Genomic DNA, 14,773 nt, shown 5'->3' with positions numbered 1-14,773 from the left:
GGGTCCATTACTTTATAAACTTTATGAACTTTATAAACTTTATGAACCCATTCATTAGAGAAAAAATTCTTTATATTTAGAATGATTTTAAAATAGCTTTAACGGTTCAAAATGACAGAAAAAAAGATACTTTTGTGCACGAATACAGAATACAAATAGTTATCAAATAAATAGATCTACATTATGAGCAATTTCTTAACATCGTCGATTGGGAAAAAGATGCTCCTGAGTATTTCAGGTCTTTTTCTTATTGCGTTTTTGTGCGTTCACTTGGCACTAAATCTACTGTTGATAGTAGATAATAGTGGAGAGTTATTTAACATTGGAGCCCATTTCATGGCAACGAATCCTATTATCAAGATCGTGGAACCGATTCTTGCTATCGGATTTATCTTCCATATCGTGCTGGCTTCTATCCTGACTCTTCAAAACAGAGGTGCACGCCCTATCAAGTACGATCGCCGCAGCCAAGCAGGTAACTGTACTTGGTCGTCCAGAAACATGTATATTCTAGGCGCATTAGTACTAATTTTCCTTGTAATCCACTTGTGGAACTTCTGGTGGAATATCAAATTCCCGTCATTAGGAACGCCACTAGCCGAAACTATCGTGGACGGGGTGAAAATGGAAAACACTTACGCGTTAGTCGCCGGATTATTCCAGTCAAGCGTAATCTATTGCCTGCTTTACATTTTAGGCGGTATTTTCCTTGGACTTCACTTGACTCACGGTTTCTGGTCAGCATTCCAATCCATCGGTTTCAGCAACCAGATATGGAGAAAGAGATTAGAGTGTGTTGCTAAAATTTTCGCTTTCATCATTGCAGCAGGATTCAGCATCATTCCGCTTTATTTCATGCTTGGACTAGCGAACTAACACAATTTTAAATTTATAGATTGTAGATTTTAAATTGCAGGAATCAACGATCTAAATTTAAAATTTAAAATTTAAAATCTAAAATTATTAAGGTTATGACAGAATTAAATGCTAAAATACCAGCAGGACCGTTAGCCGAGAAGTGGTCGAATCATAAAGCACATATCGGAGTTGTTAGCCCTGCTAATAAAAGAAAATTAGATGTTATCATCGTGGGTACCGGACTTGCCGGTGGATCGGCTGCAGCCAGCCTTGCTGAATTAGGTTATAACGTGACCACATTCTGCTATCAGGATTCTCCCCGTCGCGCTCACTCTATTGCCGCACAGGGAGGTATCAACGCAGCAAAGAACTACACGAATGACAACGACTCTGTTTATAGACTATTTTATGAAACTATCAAGGGTGGTGACTACCGCGCACGTGAAGCCAACGTTTACCGTCTGGCAGAGGTAAGTAACGCCATCATTGACCAATGCGTCGCACAAGGTGTACCTTTCGCTCGTGATTACGGCGGTCTTTTGGACAACCGTTCTTTCGGTGGTGCGTTGGTAAGTCGTACGTTCTATGCCCGCGGTCAGACCGGACAACAATTATTGTTGGGTTGCTACGGTGCCATGAATCGTCAGATCGAAAAAGGAAAAATCAAATCATATACCCGTCACGAGGTACTTGACATCGTTGTTGTAGACGGCAAGGCAAGAGGTGTTATCGCCCGTGACCTTGTGACCGGAAAAATCGAACGTTTCGGGGCACATGCCGTTGTATTGGCTACCGGTGGATACGGAAACGTGTTCTTCCTGTCGACCAACGCCATGGGATGTAACGGTAGTGCCGCATGGCAAGCATACAAACGCGGAGCCATGTTCGGAAACCCCTGTTTCGTGCAGATTCACCCGACTTGTATCCCGGTACACGGGGATCAGCAAAGTAAGCTGACCTTGATGTCCGAGTCATTACGTAATGACGGACGCGTTTGGGTACCGAAAAAGATCGAGGATGCCAAAAGATTGCAAGAGGGAACCCTGAACCCGAACGATATCCCGGACGAGGACCGCGACTTCTATTTGGAACGTCGTTACCCGGCATTCGGAAACCTTGTTCCGCGTGACGTTGCCTCTCGTGCCGCTAAAGAAAGATGCGACGCCGGATTCGGGGTAAACAACACCGGAAAGGCTGTATTCCTTGATTTCAAATACGCTATCGACCGTTTGGGAAGACACACAATCGAAGAACGTTACGGAAACTTGTTCCAGATGTACGAGAAAATCACCGCCGTTGACCCGTACCACAACCCGATGATGATTTACCCGGCTATCCACTACTCCATGGGAGGTCTTTGGGTAGACTACAACTTAATGACCACAATCCCGGGATTGTACGCTATCGGGGAGTGTAACTTCTCTGACCACGGGGCTAACCGTTTGGGAGCTTCCGCGTTGATGCAGGGATTGGCTGACGGATATTTCATTTTACCGTACACCATTGGTGACTATCTGGCTCACGATATTCAAACCCCGAAAATCAAAACCAACACGCCGGAATTCGACGCCGCTGAAAAGAACGTCACTGACCACTTGCGCAGATTGTATGATATTAAGGGTACGAAATCTCCCGATCACTTCCACAAAGAGTTGGGACATATCATGTGGGATTATATCGGAATGGCGCGTGAGGCTGAAGGCTTGAAGAAAGCTATCAAGTTAATCGCCGAACTGAAAGAAGAATTTTACAAGGATTTGCGCGTGACCGGAGAGTTTACCGCCATGAACAACGAGCTTGAGAAGGCGGGACGCGTGGCAGACTTTATCGACATCGCACACTTGATGGCATTGGATGCTCTCAACCGTAACGAGTCCTGTGGAGGTCACTTCCGTTTGGAATCCGTTACCGAAGAGGGAGAAGCAAAACGTGATGACGAGCACTTCCAGTATGTTTCCGTTTGGGAATACAAGGGAGAAAACAAAGAACCCGAAATGTATAAAGAACCGCTCGTGTTCGAAAACATTCAGGTTGCTCAACGTTCTTATAAATAATCTTAAATGAAAATCGTTATGGCAGATAAAATATTAAAAGAACTAACCCTAAAGATCTGGCGTCAAAAAGACGCGAAGTCAAAAGGCGGTTTTGAAACCTACAAGATTCATAATATTTCAACCGGCAGTTCATTCCTTGAAATGCTCGACATTCTGAATGAACAATTGGTGAGCGAAAACAAAGAACCGGTGGCATTCGACCACGATTGCCGCGAAGGTATTTGCGGTACATGTAGTTTGTTTATCGACGGACGTGCACACGGACCGGATGACGACGTGACTACTTGCCAATTGCATATGCGTCGTTTCCAAGACGGCGCAACAATCACTATCGAACCGTGGCGCGTGGGAGCCTTCCCGGTAATCAAAGACTTGATCGTGGATCGTACCGCTTACGAGCAAATCCTGCAAGCCGGCGGATACGTGTCCGTGAACACGGGTGGAGTACCTGACGGTAACGCTATCCCGATTGCCAAACCGGCAGCGGACGAAGCTATGGATGCAGCCGCTTGTATCGGTTGCGGGGCTTGTGTCGCTACTTGTAAAAACTCTTCAGCCATGTTGTTCGTGGCAGCAAAAGTATCCCAATTAGCCCTTCTCCCGCAAGGAAAGATCGAGGCGGCACGCCGTGCAAAAGCGATGGTTGCCAAAATGGACGAACTGGGATTCGGTAACTGTACCAACACTGGAGCTTGTGAGGCCGAATGCCCGAAGAGCATCTCTATCGAGCACATCGCCCGCTTGAACAGAGAGTTCTTGAAAGCCAAACTGAAAGACTAATTTTTATTTAGTTCTATAAGAAAAAGACCGCTTTCGAGCGGTCTTTTTGTATTATTCATCCCCTCTTTGTAAATTTGTAACGTGAACCACACTGAATTAATATGAAGTTATATTTTAGAAAGCAGGGAGAGGGAACTCCTTTACTGATACTCCACGGCCTTTGGGGGGCTTCCGAGAACTGGCTTCCCATAGCTCATTCACTGGAAGATACGTTTCAAGTGATTTTGCCGGACATTCGCAATCACGGGCAATCTCCTCATGCCGACGAAATGAATTACGAGGTCATGAGCGACGACATCATCGAACTGATCGAAGATTTACGCCTTCCCGTACCTCCACATATCGTGGGGCATTCCATGGGAGGCAAGATCGTGATGGCATTATTACTCAAAAGACCGGACATCGTGAACAAAGCTATTGTCGTGGATATAGCCCCTGTATCCTACTCGCAACAGGATGGAGGTAGTCACTACAAGATCATTGATTTCATGGCAAATTTCGATTTTACCCGTTTTACCACTCGGGAAGAAGTAAGAAAAGCCATCCAACAACATTTCAAAACGGAACGTTCCCAACAGTTATTCCTGAAAAATATCAAGAAAACTGCTTCCGGGTTTGAATGGAAAATCAACCACCGAGTACTCAGCCAACATTTTGACGAAATCAGCGGTTGCCCGGGAAAACTCACTCACGACACTTACGACAAAGAGATTCTATTTATCAAAGGTGAGCAGTCGAACCTAATCACTAGCATCAATTGCCTGCAAGCACAATTCCCGGCTGCCCGGCTGAAAGAAATCCCGCAATGCGGGCATTGGATTCATAGCGAACAACCGGAGAAACTGGCACAAGCCATACGGGATTTTCTTCTGTTTCCATAAGAGAATCAACTAAAAACAGGAAGAGAATAGGCTACAACTCCCGAATAACACTTACATAACACCGGAATAGCAATCGACACGTCAAGTGCAAAAAAATTGGCGTTACACTCTTGTTGCAACGCCAAAGCCTTTTCTAATCTTAAAAGCGACCTTATCGCACGCTCAAAGCACAAGCAACGGACACGGTTGCCTGCACCCTATTTTCAGCCGTCATACTATTATACGTGACTCCGGGTTCCAACATGAAAGCCGTCAAACGCACTTGATAGTGTTTACGCGTATCTATATCTTTCAGTCTATTCGGAACTTTACTTGTTGAACTACCGTCAAAAGAATATTCACCATCATAAGTAAACAAATAGCTCTCGAAATAAACATCCCCTTCTTTCTCTTCGTTGTACACTTCTATTTTGTAACAAACATTTTCACCATTAATCTTTTTCCATGCACATTTCCAACTTTTATTGGATACACTCACGATATTGCAACTGAAATCAATATCCGTACGCCTTAACGGCTCAAAATTCATACCCGAGATTCGCTCGTCAAACTTCACGTAATTATCACTACCGACACGACAAGAGAAACGCACTCTCCGTTCCTCCACGGGCGTTTCAATATTACCTTGCCAGATATTATTCTGATTTTTATCCTTCAATTCTACCTGCCCGGCCTTGGTATCAGACAACAAAGCATACACGTACCCCGCACGCAAGCTTTTATTCCCCGTCACCCGAAAACCTAAACGTGTTTTAAATTCATCCCCGTCAAAATAATTCTCCCAGAAAGCATCTCCCGTTAAATCTTGAAGATAAGATGGCTTGACTACATATTTTCTTTCTCCCCACGTATTTTTCACGACAAAATTACTGGAATTGCATTTAGTCACGGTCCATTTATCCATGATTCCATCTTTCCACTCCACGGCAAGCGTGTTCAGTCCCTCATCTTTCCAAACTCCGGCCACCGTATCAACTTGCACCCGCATATCAATTCCCCTTATTTCACCATTTTTATCAAAACGATTTATATCCAATACACTTTCATCCGTGAATGAAAGCCTATTATTGCTCGCTCCCCCGTTATAATACCAATCCACTCCCGTCATCCGGTTTGTATCCAATTGGAATTCTTTATCGTCATCACTACACCCCCCAAGGAATATACCTGCCACGATGACGCTTAACATACCTAATTTCTTCATTCTTATACGTTTTTATTTTATTCTCGTAATTCTTGCCACAAAATTAATTCATAAATCATAAACCCCAACTACAAAATTCCTATCTTTGTTTTCTGTACAATAATTATGCCTAATAAAGAAATAAATCATGCTATACCCGTTAAAATTCCATCCGATTCTCAAAAAAAAGATATGGGGAGGGGAAAGATTAAGTTACAAGAGTGAACAACACGAGGAATCTATTGGTGAAAGTTGGGAGATTTCCGCCGTGGAAGATAACATATCCGTTGTTTCCAACGGGATTCTGGCCGACAATGATTTGCAGGAATTGATTGAAGTCTACATGGGTGATTTGGTCGGCGACCGGGTGTACGAGAAGTTCGGCGTAGAATTCCCGTTATTGATCAAATACATTGACGCAAATGACGATCTCTCGATTCAAGTACATCCCGATGATGAAACCGCCAAGGAGCGCCACAACGCTTACGGGAAGACCGAAATGTGGTATATCGCGGATGCAGAGAAAGACGCCTCGTTGATCATGGGATTCAACAAGGAAACCGACAAGGCCGAATACCTGCAAGCCTTGCACTCGAACAAGCTCATGGATATATTGAATACTGAAAAAGTGAAAAAGGGAGATAGCTTCTTTATCCCTGCCGGACTTGTCCATGCCATCGGGAAAGGATGTTATATCGCCGAAATCCAGCAAACTTCTGATATCACTTACCGGATATACGACTACAACCGGAAAGATGCTGAGGGACATACAAGGGAATTGCATACAGATCTGGCAACCGACGTGATCGACTACCACTATTACCCGAAACACAAGGTAGATTACACGCCACACGACAATAAATCCGTGCAACTGGTGAAATGTCCCTACTTCACGACAAATCTACTTGTCTTCGATAGGGATATAGAGAAAGAATACGTGCACCTTGATTCGTTCGTGATTTACATGTGTATTCAAGGAAAGTTCACGATCTCCACGGGAGAATGCGATCCGGTCATGGTAAATAAAGGCGAAACCGTACTTGTACCCGCCTGTTTCAAAAATGTCACACTATACCCGGATGAAGTAAGCCGGGTGCTGGAAATATACGTGGAAGAATAAAGAAAAAGGAAGTTGTAACCAACTTCCTTTTTCTTTATGATATCACTTTTCTAATTCGCACAAGTTTCTCCAGCAGACCGTCAATCAAATCCAATCGCAACATATTTGCCCCGTCGGATTTGGCACAACGGGGATCGGCATGAGTCTCGATGAAGATTCCGTCCGCCCCGACCGCAATTCCGGCTTTAGCGATCGTTTCGATCAATTCCGGCTGCCCCCCGGTTACCCCGGATGCCTGATTAGGCTGTTGTAAAGAATGTGTCACGTCCAACACCACGGGGCATTGACAAGCCTGTTGCATTACCCGGATACCGCGAAAATCAACAACTAAATCCTGATAGCCAAACGTGGTTCCCCGCTCGGTAACCATCACCTTGTCATCTCCCGTTTCCCGTACTTTATCCACGGCAAACTTCATCGCTTCGGGTGAAAGGAACTGTCCTTTTTTAATATTCACGATCTTTCCCGTCTTGGCAGCAGCAACCAACAAATCCGTCTGGCGACACAAGAATGCCGGAATCTGTAAAACATCCACGTACTCCGCTGCCCTCTCCGCATCCCGCTCCGTGTGAATATCCGTCACGACAGGAATATCAAATTCTTGCCTTACTTTAGCTAATATTCTTAATGCCTTCTCGTCACCAATGCCGGTGAAAGAATCCAACCGGGAGCGATTGGCCTTTTTGAACGATCCCTTGAATACATAGGGAATCCCCAGTCTATCGGTAACTTTCTTCACGTGTTCCGCAATATTCAAAGCCATTTCCTCACCCTCGATCACGCAAGGTCCGGCTAACAAAAAAAACATCTCTTGATTAATCAACTTATCCATTACTATTTTAGATTTATGATTTTAGATTTATGATTTGATGAATCGTAATTCATAAATCGTAAATTAATTATTTATATTTTCTCCACCACGCTTTCAAGCGCTCCAGTATCTTTATTTCCTGTGCATTCTGTTGCGGCAGGTAGAACTTCTTTTCCTTCAATTCCACCGGCAAATACGGTTGTTCCACGAAATTACCGGGATAATCATGCGGGTACTTGTAATCCTGCCCGTAGTTCAAATCCTTCATCAACTTCGTCGGGGCATTACGCAAATGCAAGGGTACGGGCGAATTGCCCGTCTGTTTTACCGTAGCCATCGCGGCGTCTATCGCCAGATAAGCCGAATTGCTCTTCGGCGAAGTCGCGAGATAGATCACACACTCCGACAGGGGTATGCGGGCTTCCGGCATTCCTATTTTATGCACTACTTCAAAACAAGTGTTCGCTATCAGCAAGGCATTCGGGTTTGCCAGACCTATATCTTCGGCGGCAGAGATAATCAAGCGTCTCGCTATAAATTTCGGGTCTTCTCCCCCCAGCAACATACGTGCCATCCAGTAAATCGCCGCATTCGGGTCTCCCCCGCGGATAGACTTGATCATCGCCGACACGATATCATAATGTTGTTCACCGTCTTTATCGTACATCAACGGGTTTTCATGCAACTCCCGGTGTACCGCCTCGTTGTCGATAACAATATCTCCCTCGCCTAACCCGTTCACCACGAGCTCCAGTATATTCAACAGTTTTCGGGCATCCCCCCCGCTGTACGATATCATGGCATCTTTTTCCTTGACGGTGATATTCCGTTTACTAAGATAATAATCTTTCTCCACCGCACGGTCGATCAAGTCTTCCAGATCTTTCTTCTCCTGTGATTTCAACACGTACACTTGACAACGGGAAAGCAGAGGAGATATAACCTCAAAAGAAGGATTCTCCGTGGTCGCACCGATAAGCGTCACCGTTCCTTTCTCCACGGCAGCCAGAAGCGAATCCTGCTGCGCTTTCGAGAAACGATGAATCTCGTCAATGAACAAGATCGGATTCGGTGAATTGAAAAACCGCTGACTTTCCGCTTTCTGAATCACTTCCCGGACATCCTTCACCCCCGAACTCACGGCACTCAGCACGTAAAACGGGCGTTTCAATTGCTCGGCGATAATCATTGCCAAGGTGGTTTTTCCCACTCCCGGTGGCCCCCATAGAATAAAGGACGCCACTACCCCGGAATCAATCATTTTCCGAAGCACTTTTCCCGGTCCAACCAAATGTTGTTGCCCGATATAGTCTTCTAAAGACTTGGGGCGCATACGTTCTGCTAAAGGCTTATTCTCCATTTCTCTCCTTATTCTATCCCCACAAAGATACGGAAAGTTTGCATATTATCATTTGCAAGTTACAAGTTTCAGGTTGGCATAAAGTCGAGCCTCCGGCTCCTAAAGTCTATAAAGTCCGTGATTTAATTTGACCTTACGACCTTATGGACGTTCAGACTTTACAGACGAGAGGGAGTGTTGAAACACTCCCTCTCATATACTAATAACAGCTTGATTACAGTTCAGAATCCTTTTCAGGAAGTTCGCCATTGATTGCAGCTTTTACCACTCCAATAGCCTCATCCAAGCCTTCGACGAATTTATCAAAATCTTCTTTATACAAGAAGACCTTGTGCTTCTCGTAGCTTGCGTTCCCATCATTATCAAATTTTTTCTTGCTTTCGGTGATCGTCAAATAGTAGTCATTATTACGCGTCGCCTTCACATCAAAAAAATAAGTTCTTTTCCCTGCTTTCACTGCATTGGAATAGATTTCGTCCCTATCCATTCCGTCATTTTGTTCGTATCCTTCCATTATATCTCGATTTTATTTGACTTTGCACCCCAAATGTAGAAAAAACAAAGTAATAAATAGACTTTTTTAATCTTTTTTTTTAGCTCCCGCTCATTTTCCTCTTCCACAACCAAATTTTCTTGACAACGTAAAACATATCAAACTTGAAGAGTGAAAAAATTAATTGTACATTTGTTTAAACTAAACGAATAATATTATGCTGGGAACTTATTTCATTATCATACTGGTACTGGTCGGGATAGCTTTCATCGGCTTGGGAATAACAACGTTTTTCAGTAAAAAGAAAAAATTCCCGAATACACACATCGGTAAAAGCGAGGCCATGAGAGAAAGAGGCATCAGCTGTGCTGCCACAACTGACCGTAAAGAAAGGGAGAGTTACAAACCGATTGAAATTGGTAAAAATGAAGAATAAAATTAAGGGGCTGCTTTCGCACCCCCTCAACTTACAAGTCTATAAGATTCATTTTGTATTTAATGACTTGTTCGGACTCTCGAACCTCATAAACTCTTGATTATCATTTTTCCCCAAGGATCATTACTAAACGATTGTAATTGTTCACCTTGAAAGGTTGTGACTGGTCACCCAACCCGACGTAAGACAAACGGTCTGAAGACACTCCGAATTTCTTCACTAACAGATCGTAAACGCTTTTCGCACGTCTTTCGCTAAGTTTCTGGTTAAAATAGTTACTACCGGTTTGTTTGTCGGCGTAACCCACAACTTTCATCTTCACGCCGGGGTTCTCAGCCATATAGTTGGCTACAGCCTGCAGTACCACCATTTGTTCCGTTTTCACGGCACTCTTGTTGATTGTGAAACCAACGTATTGAGTGAAATCCTGTCTTGCAGCGGCAGCGATAGCTTCAGCTTTCTCGGCCTCGGTCAAGGCAAGTTCTTTTTGAGCCACTTGCTCGGCAATCTTGGCAGCTTCCAACTGAGATTGCGTGTTGCGCAACTCGTTTTCCAAACCGTTGATCTTGTCATTCAATTGTTGGCGCATCTGTTCCGCTCCACTCTCGTAACGGGCAAACTTCCGACCGCCGAAAGTGTAAGTCGCACCTATCGACAAAGAAAGCAATCCGTCTTGGTACGAACGTCCGGCAATCTCTTCTGACCCCGTGTATTTAGAGGTATAGAAGAATGTCGGCATCAAATGTGTACGAGCCTCCAAGTCGATAGCCCAATACTTGTTGATATGGTATTTTCCACCCAATCCCAACGAACCGTTAACAAGCACATCGAGTTGTTTGTCATGGAATTTACCGAAACTCAAACCGGGTCCCAAGAACAAGGTCATATCCCATTTGTTTTCGGGATCATATTGACGCCAGAGGTTAGTCAGGTTCAACATGAAATCCAAGTTCAAATTGATATATTTACGTTCGAATTTATTGAATACGCCGCCATTGTTCAGACGGTCGACATCCGTGTACATTTTGCTTTGCCAACCGGATGCCTGTCCGCGAAGCCCCCAGTAAGGATCCATCCATTTACCCACGGACAGATTCACCAACGGTTGGATCACTTTCCCGAAACCGTGGTCAAAGTTATCCTGCGTCAGGTAACCTTGTGCACCCACACCAATACTGATAAAAATATTATCCTTAAATTTAGGAGACATATATTTTACATCCGTATCGGTCGTTTGGGCGGTTACCGAACAGGAAGCCGCCACAACCAGTGCAGAGAGTAATAAAGTCTTTATTTTCATTCTATTAATATTTATAGTTTTATCAAATTCCTCGTTATTTACCTTTCAAATAAATCTTGTATGCCAGCCCTCCCGAAAAATATTGCCCGTCCTGCAAAACAACTTGCATAAAAAGATGCTTCAAGAGCAGGTAGTTGGCACCTACAAAGAAACTTTTCGAATCATGCTGCACGATCAGATTCAAGTTGGGAGCAAACGAGGGCTTATAACTAATTCCCCCGGAAAACCCATTCAGGCGATTGGACGCCCGTCTGTTGTACTGATACGCTAAATGCAATCCGACCTGTTCTGTTTTCGTGATGTTCACGTGTTTCGTCGCGGCCAAGTAGAACTTGTTGAAATATTGATTATTGGATTCCTCCGTCATAATCCCTCCCCCGTTGCTTTGCGTGTACAGGTCGTTAGACCCGAGAACAATAGCCGGACGATATTTCCTCTCCGTCAGCGCTCGTAAACGAACAGAAAAAGCACGATCCTGATTGACAAACCTCCCTTTCTTTTCCGGGACAAACTTGTCGGTAGCCTTAAACAAGGTACACGTGTAAGCCACTTCGAGGAAAGGCAAGAACGTGATATTCAAGAAATAGTTGTACGTGTTATACGGGAACCCGTTCGGGGTTATCCGGTCGTGCAAAAAATTTCCACCGAGCATCACCGTCTTGTCAGGTTGCATATCGGCAGACGGACTGTTCAACAATCCGGTCGTACCCGACGTTAATTGTGCCGAAAGCATGAAAGTGCTCAAGATAAATATACTCGCGAGTAACACCCTTTTCATATTCAATATCAATGACATTTTGCTTCCGGATTTAACTTAACGTTCGATTCCTTTTCTAAATTAATCTCCTATAACCATACCACCGCCGGCACCACCGTGATACACGTGTCCGCAGCTTCCGTGAGTATGATGTGCTCCACAATAATCCATTTCCACGAAAATAGAAACTTTACCTGCCACCTTCACGTTCACTTTCAACTCGACAGTCGCGTTGTCCGCTTTCTTGTATACTTTGAACGTGAACACGTAGTAATCCATGGATTGTTCTCCTTTGGACAACAAGTGATAATCGTACGGTAACGTGATCGGATCCCTCAATACATAGTTAGCAGCAACCGGCTCACCGATAGATGCTTTAAATTCCGATACGTTTACTTTAGCCATAACGGCATTCTTCACCAGTTCCTCGATTTGTTGTTGATCAGAAGCATTCGTGATATTATTCCATCCGTCACCTAAAGTCAACTCGGCACCCTCGTATTTCTTGTAAGGAATTTCAGTGATCGAAGCAGGTGAAGGATTGGTATTCAAGATTGTCGCAATAGCCGGAAGAGTTTCTGTAACAGCATCCAACGTCATTCTGCTTGCCAAGTATACCATACGGTATTGAGAGAAGTGGGTTAATGATACATTGTACTTATCATTATCATTGTCATAAACAATACCATCAGTCATAACCGTCCAGTCACCGGCATTGTTATTCGCCCTGTATTGTAATTGCGTGTTTGCCAAATAAAAATCAGACAAAGCGTCATACGCTACACTCCAATCCACAGGAGCAAGGAATTTCGTTCCGCCGGGACCGAACTCACCCAACAGGAATTGAGCGGCAGCTTCCTGCGAACCGGTTACCTCGACAGCTTGTTTCACATCATCATTAACACTCATGGTGATCGTCGTGTTCGCTGTAAGAGCTCCGGCAGGAATCGTCAACGTACCGTTTCCGTTTACCACGTTTCCACCGTCTACACCAACTTCTCCGGTACCCGGATTCGAGGTATTCTCGCGATACATCGTCAATTGTACATTCACGGAAATCAATTGTCCGGTAATCTTATCACCCGCACTCGGAACAACCACTTTGTAAGAAATAGGATCGTATCCCGTCTTACTCAATGATAACGTGTAAGTATCAGGACTGCCCACTGTAACAATAAAGTTAGCATCTCCCGACGAAACAACGCCGTTCTTGTCGCTGGTCACGGTAACTCCTTTCAAAGTTTCCAAAACTCCATTCGTGTTGGCTACAATCGTACCTTCGATAATGTACTTGTTGGGAACTTCCTCCGGTACCTGAACCACCGGAATATCATCCTTCGTGTAACAGCTAGCGAAAAGCGTTCCGAAGACAACCATTACCATTAGTATAGCTTTCGCGCTCATACCAAAATGTTTTACTTCTTTTCTCATCATTCTTTCATTTATAAAGGTTTACACTTGTTTAACTTATTATTTCCTGATTTTGTTTACTATTTTACTTGCTTTCTGCTTTTAATTTAAGTTATTAGTTATTCTGTATTTGTGATTTTATGTAATACGGGTTAAAGTTCTCCTCCGCTTTATTCTGTCCCGGATTCGTTTTATAGGACTTCCCGTTAAAGAATAATCCGGCCGCTTTGTATTCCATATTAAAGTATTTAGCCGGGGTTACTCTCACCCGCTTCCTCTTGTACTTCATCGGTGGAATCAATATCGAGAAATGAAATCCGCCATCCAGATTATCATAGTCATTTTTCATAACGTAAAAGCCAATAGAGGCACGCCTGAAATGGCGCGTCATATCTGCCCGCACCCCGATATCCCCGGCAAGAAATTTCTCCACCCGCACCTCGCAAAGCACGTTATATTGCGGGTTATAATAACTTCCCCCGACGTTCCACGTAAAGAGTTTCGTGGGACCATAATGCCAATTCCAATCTATAAAGTAAGAAGAACCCGTCAACCCGACTCCCCCTTTTATCGCGAAATATTGCAACCAGCCCTTTGTAAAAGGACGGAAAAAACTCAAATCCATTCCCCAGCGGTTTTGATTGAAATTCCCCACCGTTGCTTGAAGAAACACGTTTTCCACTCTAAAATTCTGTTGCACGGTAATATAGCCGGGACGCACATCATCGTACAATCCGCCGAACTCGTTGAAAACCGGGATAATAACCTGTCCCGTGATTTTCGTTCCCCGGAACGGAACAATCTCCAACGCCGGGGCGATATTGAACAACACATCGTATATCTTGTGGAACTTCTGGTTACGTAAAGAGAATTGCGGGTAGAATACCAAATCCGCTTTCCAACGGGAATTATTGGCAAGTTTTTTATCGTGAACCTTTTTCCATGAATCCCCCAGTTCATAACTGACATTCCATCCTATCCCGGCAGCTTCTCCCGGACGGAGCAACAATGATACCTGTGGCACCTTGTTTCTCAGAACGACCACCCGCCGTCCTTTTCCTGGGGTCACCGGATATAATTCTATAAGTTTAATGGCTTCTCTTATACCGTCCCCGTTCGCCCGCCACAATGTATTCTCAAACATGATTACCTCTTCCGTCTCCCCTATTTCCCGACTGACATTTTCGTACCCTGCATTCACCAACGCGTTCACCACGTCGTCTGTCCCTTGGGCGTATAAAAAGTCAATCGTACAGAAAAGTATAAAACATACTCCTGACGTTTTATAAAAAACATTATAAATAGACTTTTTTATCCCGTTCATACAATT

14 protein-coding genes are annotated in these 14,773 nt (G+C 44.1%); 6 read left to right on the top strand and 8 right to left on the bottom strand.

What is annotated here, in order from left to right:
* The first annotated feature begins 183 nt into the window (after positions 1–183).
* From CS948_RS01720 to CS948_RS01705, 4 genes are all read left to right on the top strand, one after another.
* Entirely contained in the window at positions 184–876 is a 693-nt protein-coding gene (locus CS948_RS01720; RefSeq protein WP_099290019.1) for a succinate dehydrogenase cytochrome b subunit, read from the top strand.
* 95 nt (positions 877–971) lie between these two features.
* Entirely contained in the window at positions 972–2,912 is a 1,941-nt protein-coding gene (locus CS948_RS01715) for a fumarate reductase/succinate dehydrogenase flavoprotein subunit (RefSeq protein ID WP_099290018.1), read from the top strand.
* Positions 2,913–2,930: 18 nt separating this feature from the next.
* The gene (locus CS948_RS01710) at positions 2,931–3,692 is read left to right on the top strand and encodes a succinate dehydrogenase/fumarate reductase iron-sulfur subunit (protein WP_099290051.1); all 762 of its coding nucleotides are present in this window, start codon (positions 2,931–2,933) and stop codon (positions 3,690–3,692) included.
* A gap of 101 nt (positions 3,693–3,793) precedes the next feature.
* On the top strand, positions 3,794–4,573 hold the full coding sequence (locus CS948_RS01705) for an alpha/beta fold hydrolase (protein ID WP_099290017.1): 780 nt from the start codon (positions 3,794–3,796) through the stop codon (positions 4,571–4,573).
* 151 nt (positions 4,574–4,724) lie between these two features.
* Here CS948_RS01705 and CS948_RS01700 read toward each other — a convergent pair whose 3' ends face one another.
* Positions 4,725–5,777, bottom strand: a complete 1,053-nt coding sequence (locus tag CS948_RS01700; protein ID WP_099290016.1) for a hypothetical protein — start codon at positions 5,775–5,777, stop codon at positions 4,725–4,727.
* Between the two features lie 127 nt (positions 5,778–5,904).
* Here CS948_RS01700 and CS948_RS01695 point away from each other — a divergent pair, with 127 nt between their 5' ends.
* Entirely contained in the window at positions 5,905–6,876 is a 972-nt protein-coding gene (locus CS948_RS01695; protein ID WP_099290015.1) for a type I phosphomannose isomerase catalytic subunit, read from the top strand.
* 34 nt (positions 6,877–6,910) lie between these two features.
* Here the strand turns inward: CS948_RS01695 and kdsA are convergent, their stop codons facing one another.
* The 3 genes from kdsA to CS948_RS01680 all read right to left on the bottom strand — a co-directional run bounded on the left by kdsA (position 6,911) and on the right by CS948_RS01680 (position 9,561).
* Positions 6,911–7,708, bottom strand: coding sequence for a 3-deoxy-8-phosphooctulonate synthase (kdsA, locus tag CS948_RS01690; RefSeq protein WP_099290014.1), 798 nt, complete (start codon positions 7,706–7,708; stop codon positions 6,911–6,913).
* A 67-nt stretch (positions 7,709–7,775) separates the two neighbouring features.
* Positions 7,776–9,047 (bottom strand): replication-associated recombination protein A, encoded by a 1,272-nt coding sequence (locus CS948_RS01685; protein ID WP_099290013.1) that lies wholly within the window; start codon positions 9,045–9,047, stop codon positions 7,776–7,778.
* A gap of 214 nt (positions 9,048–9,261) precedes the next feature.
* On the bottom strand, positions 9,262–9,561 hold the full coding sequence (locus CS948_RS01680; RefSeq protein WP_099290012.1) for a DUF3276 family protein: 300 nt from the start codon (positions 9,559–9,561) through the stop codon (positions 9,262–9,264).
* A gap of 196 nt (positions 9,562–9,757) precedes the next feature.
* On the opposite strand from CS948_RS01680, the gene CS948_RS01675 reads away from it, so the two are divergent.
* On the top strand, positions 9,758–9,976 hold the full coding sequence (locus CS948_RS01675) for a hypothetical protein (protein WP_099290011.1): 219 nt from the start codon (positions 9,758–9,760) through the stop codon (positions 9,974–9,976).
* 103 nt (positions 9,977–10,079) lie between these two features.
* Here CS948_RS01675 and CS948_RS01670 read toward each other — a convergent pair whose 3' ends face one another.
* The 4 genes from CS948_RS01670 to CS948_RS01655 form a co-directional block, all read right to left on the bottom strand.
* A complete protein-coding gene (locus CS948_RS01670) occupies positions 10,080–11,276 on the bottom strand; it encodes an OmpA family protein (protein ID WP_099290010.1) in 1,197 nt (398 codons plus the stop codon).
* 34 nt (positions 11,277–11,310) lie between these two features.
* Positions 11,311–12,054, bottom strand: a complete 744-nt coding sequence (locus tag CS948_RS01665; RefSeq protein WP_176554865.1) for a YjbH domain-containing protein — start codon at positions 12,052–12,054, stop codon at positions 11,311–11,313.
* A gap of 60 nt (positions 12,055–12,114) precedes the next feature.
* Complete coding sequence (locus CS948_RS01660; RefSeq protein WP_176554861.1) at positions 12,115–13,464, bottom strand: hypothetical protein; 1,350 nt, start codon at positions 13,462–13,464, stop codon at positions 12,115–12,117.
* A 94-nt stretch (positions 13,465–13,558) separates the two neighbouring features.
* Positions 13,559–14,767, bottom strand: coding sequence for a hypothetical protein (locus CS948_RS01655; protein WP_099290008.1), 1,209 nt, complete (start codon positions 14,765–14,767; stop codon positions 13,559–13,561).
* Between the last annotated feature and the right edge of the window lie 6 nt (positions 14,768–14,773).

It is taken from the genome of Butyricimonas sp. Marseille-P3923 (genome assembly GCF_900184685.1).
Lineage (GTDB): Bacteria > Bacteroidota > Bacteroidia > Bacteroidales > Marinifilaceae > Butyricimonas > Butyricimonas muris.
This window is presented reverse-complemented; position numbering and strand designations above follow the sequence as displayed.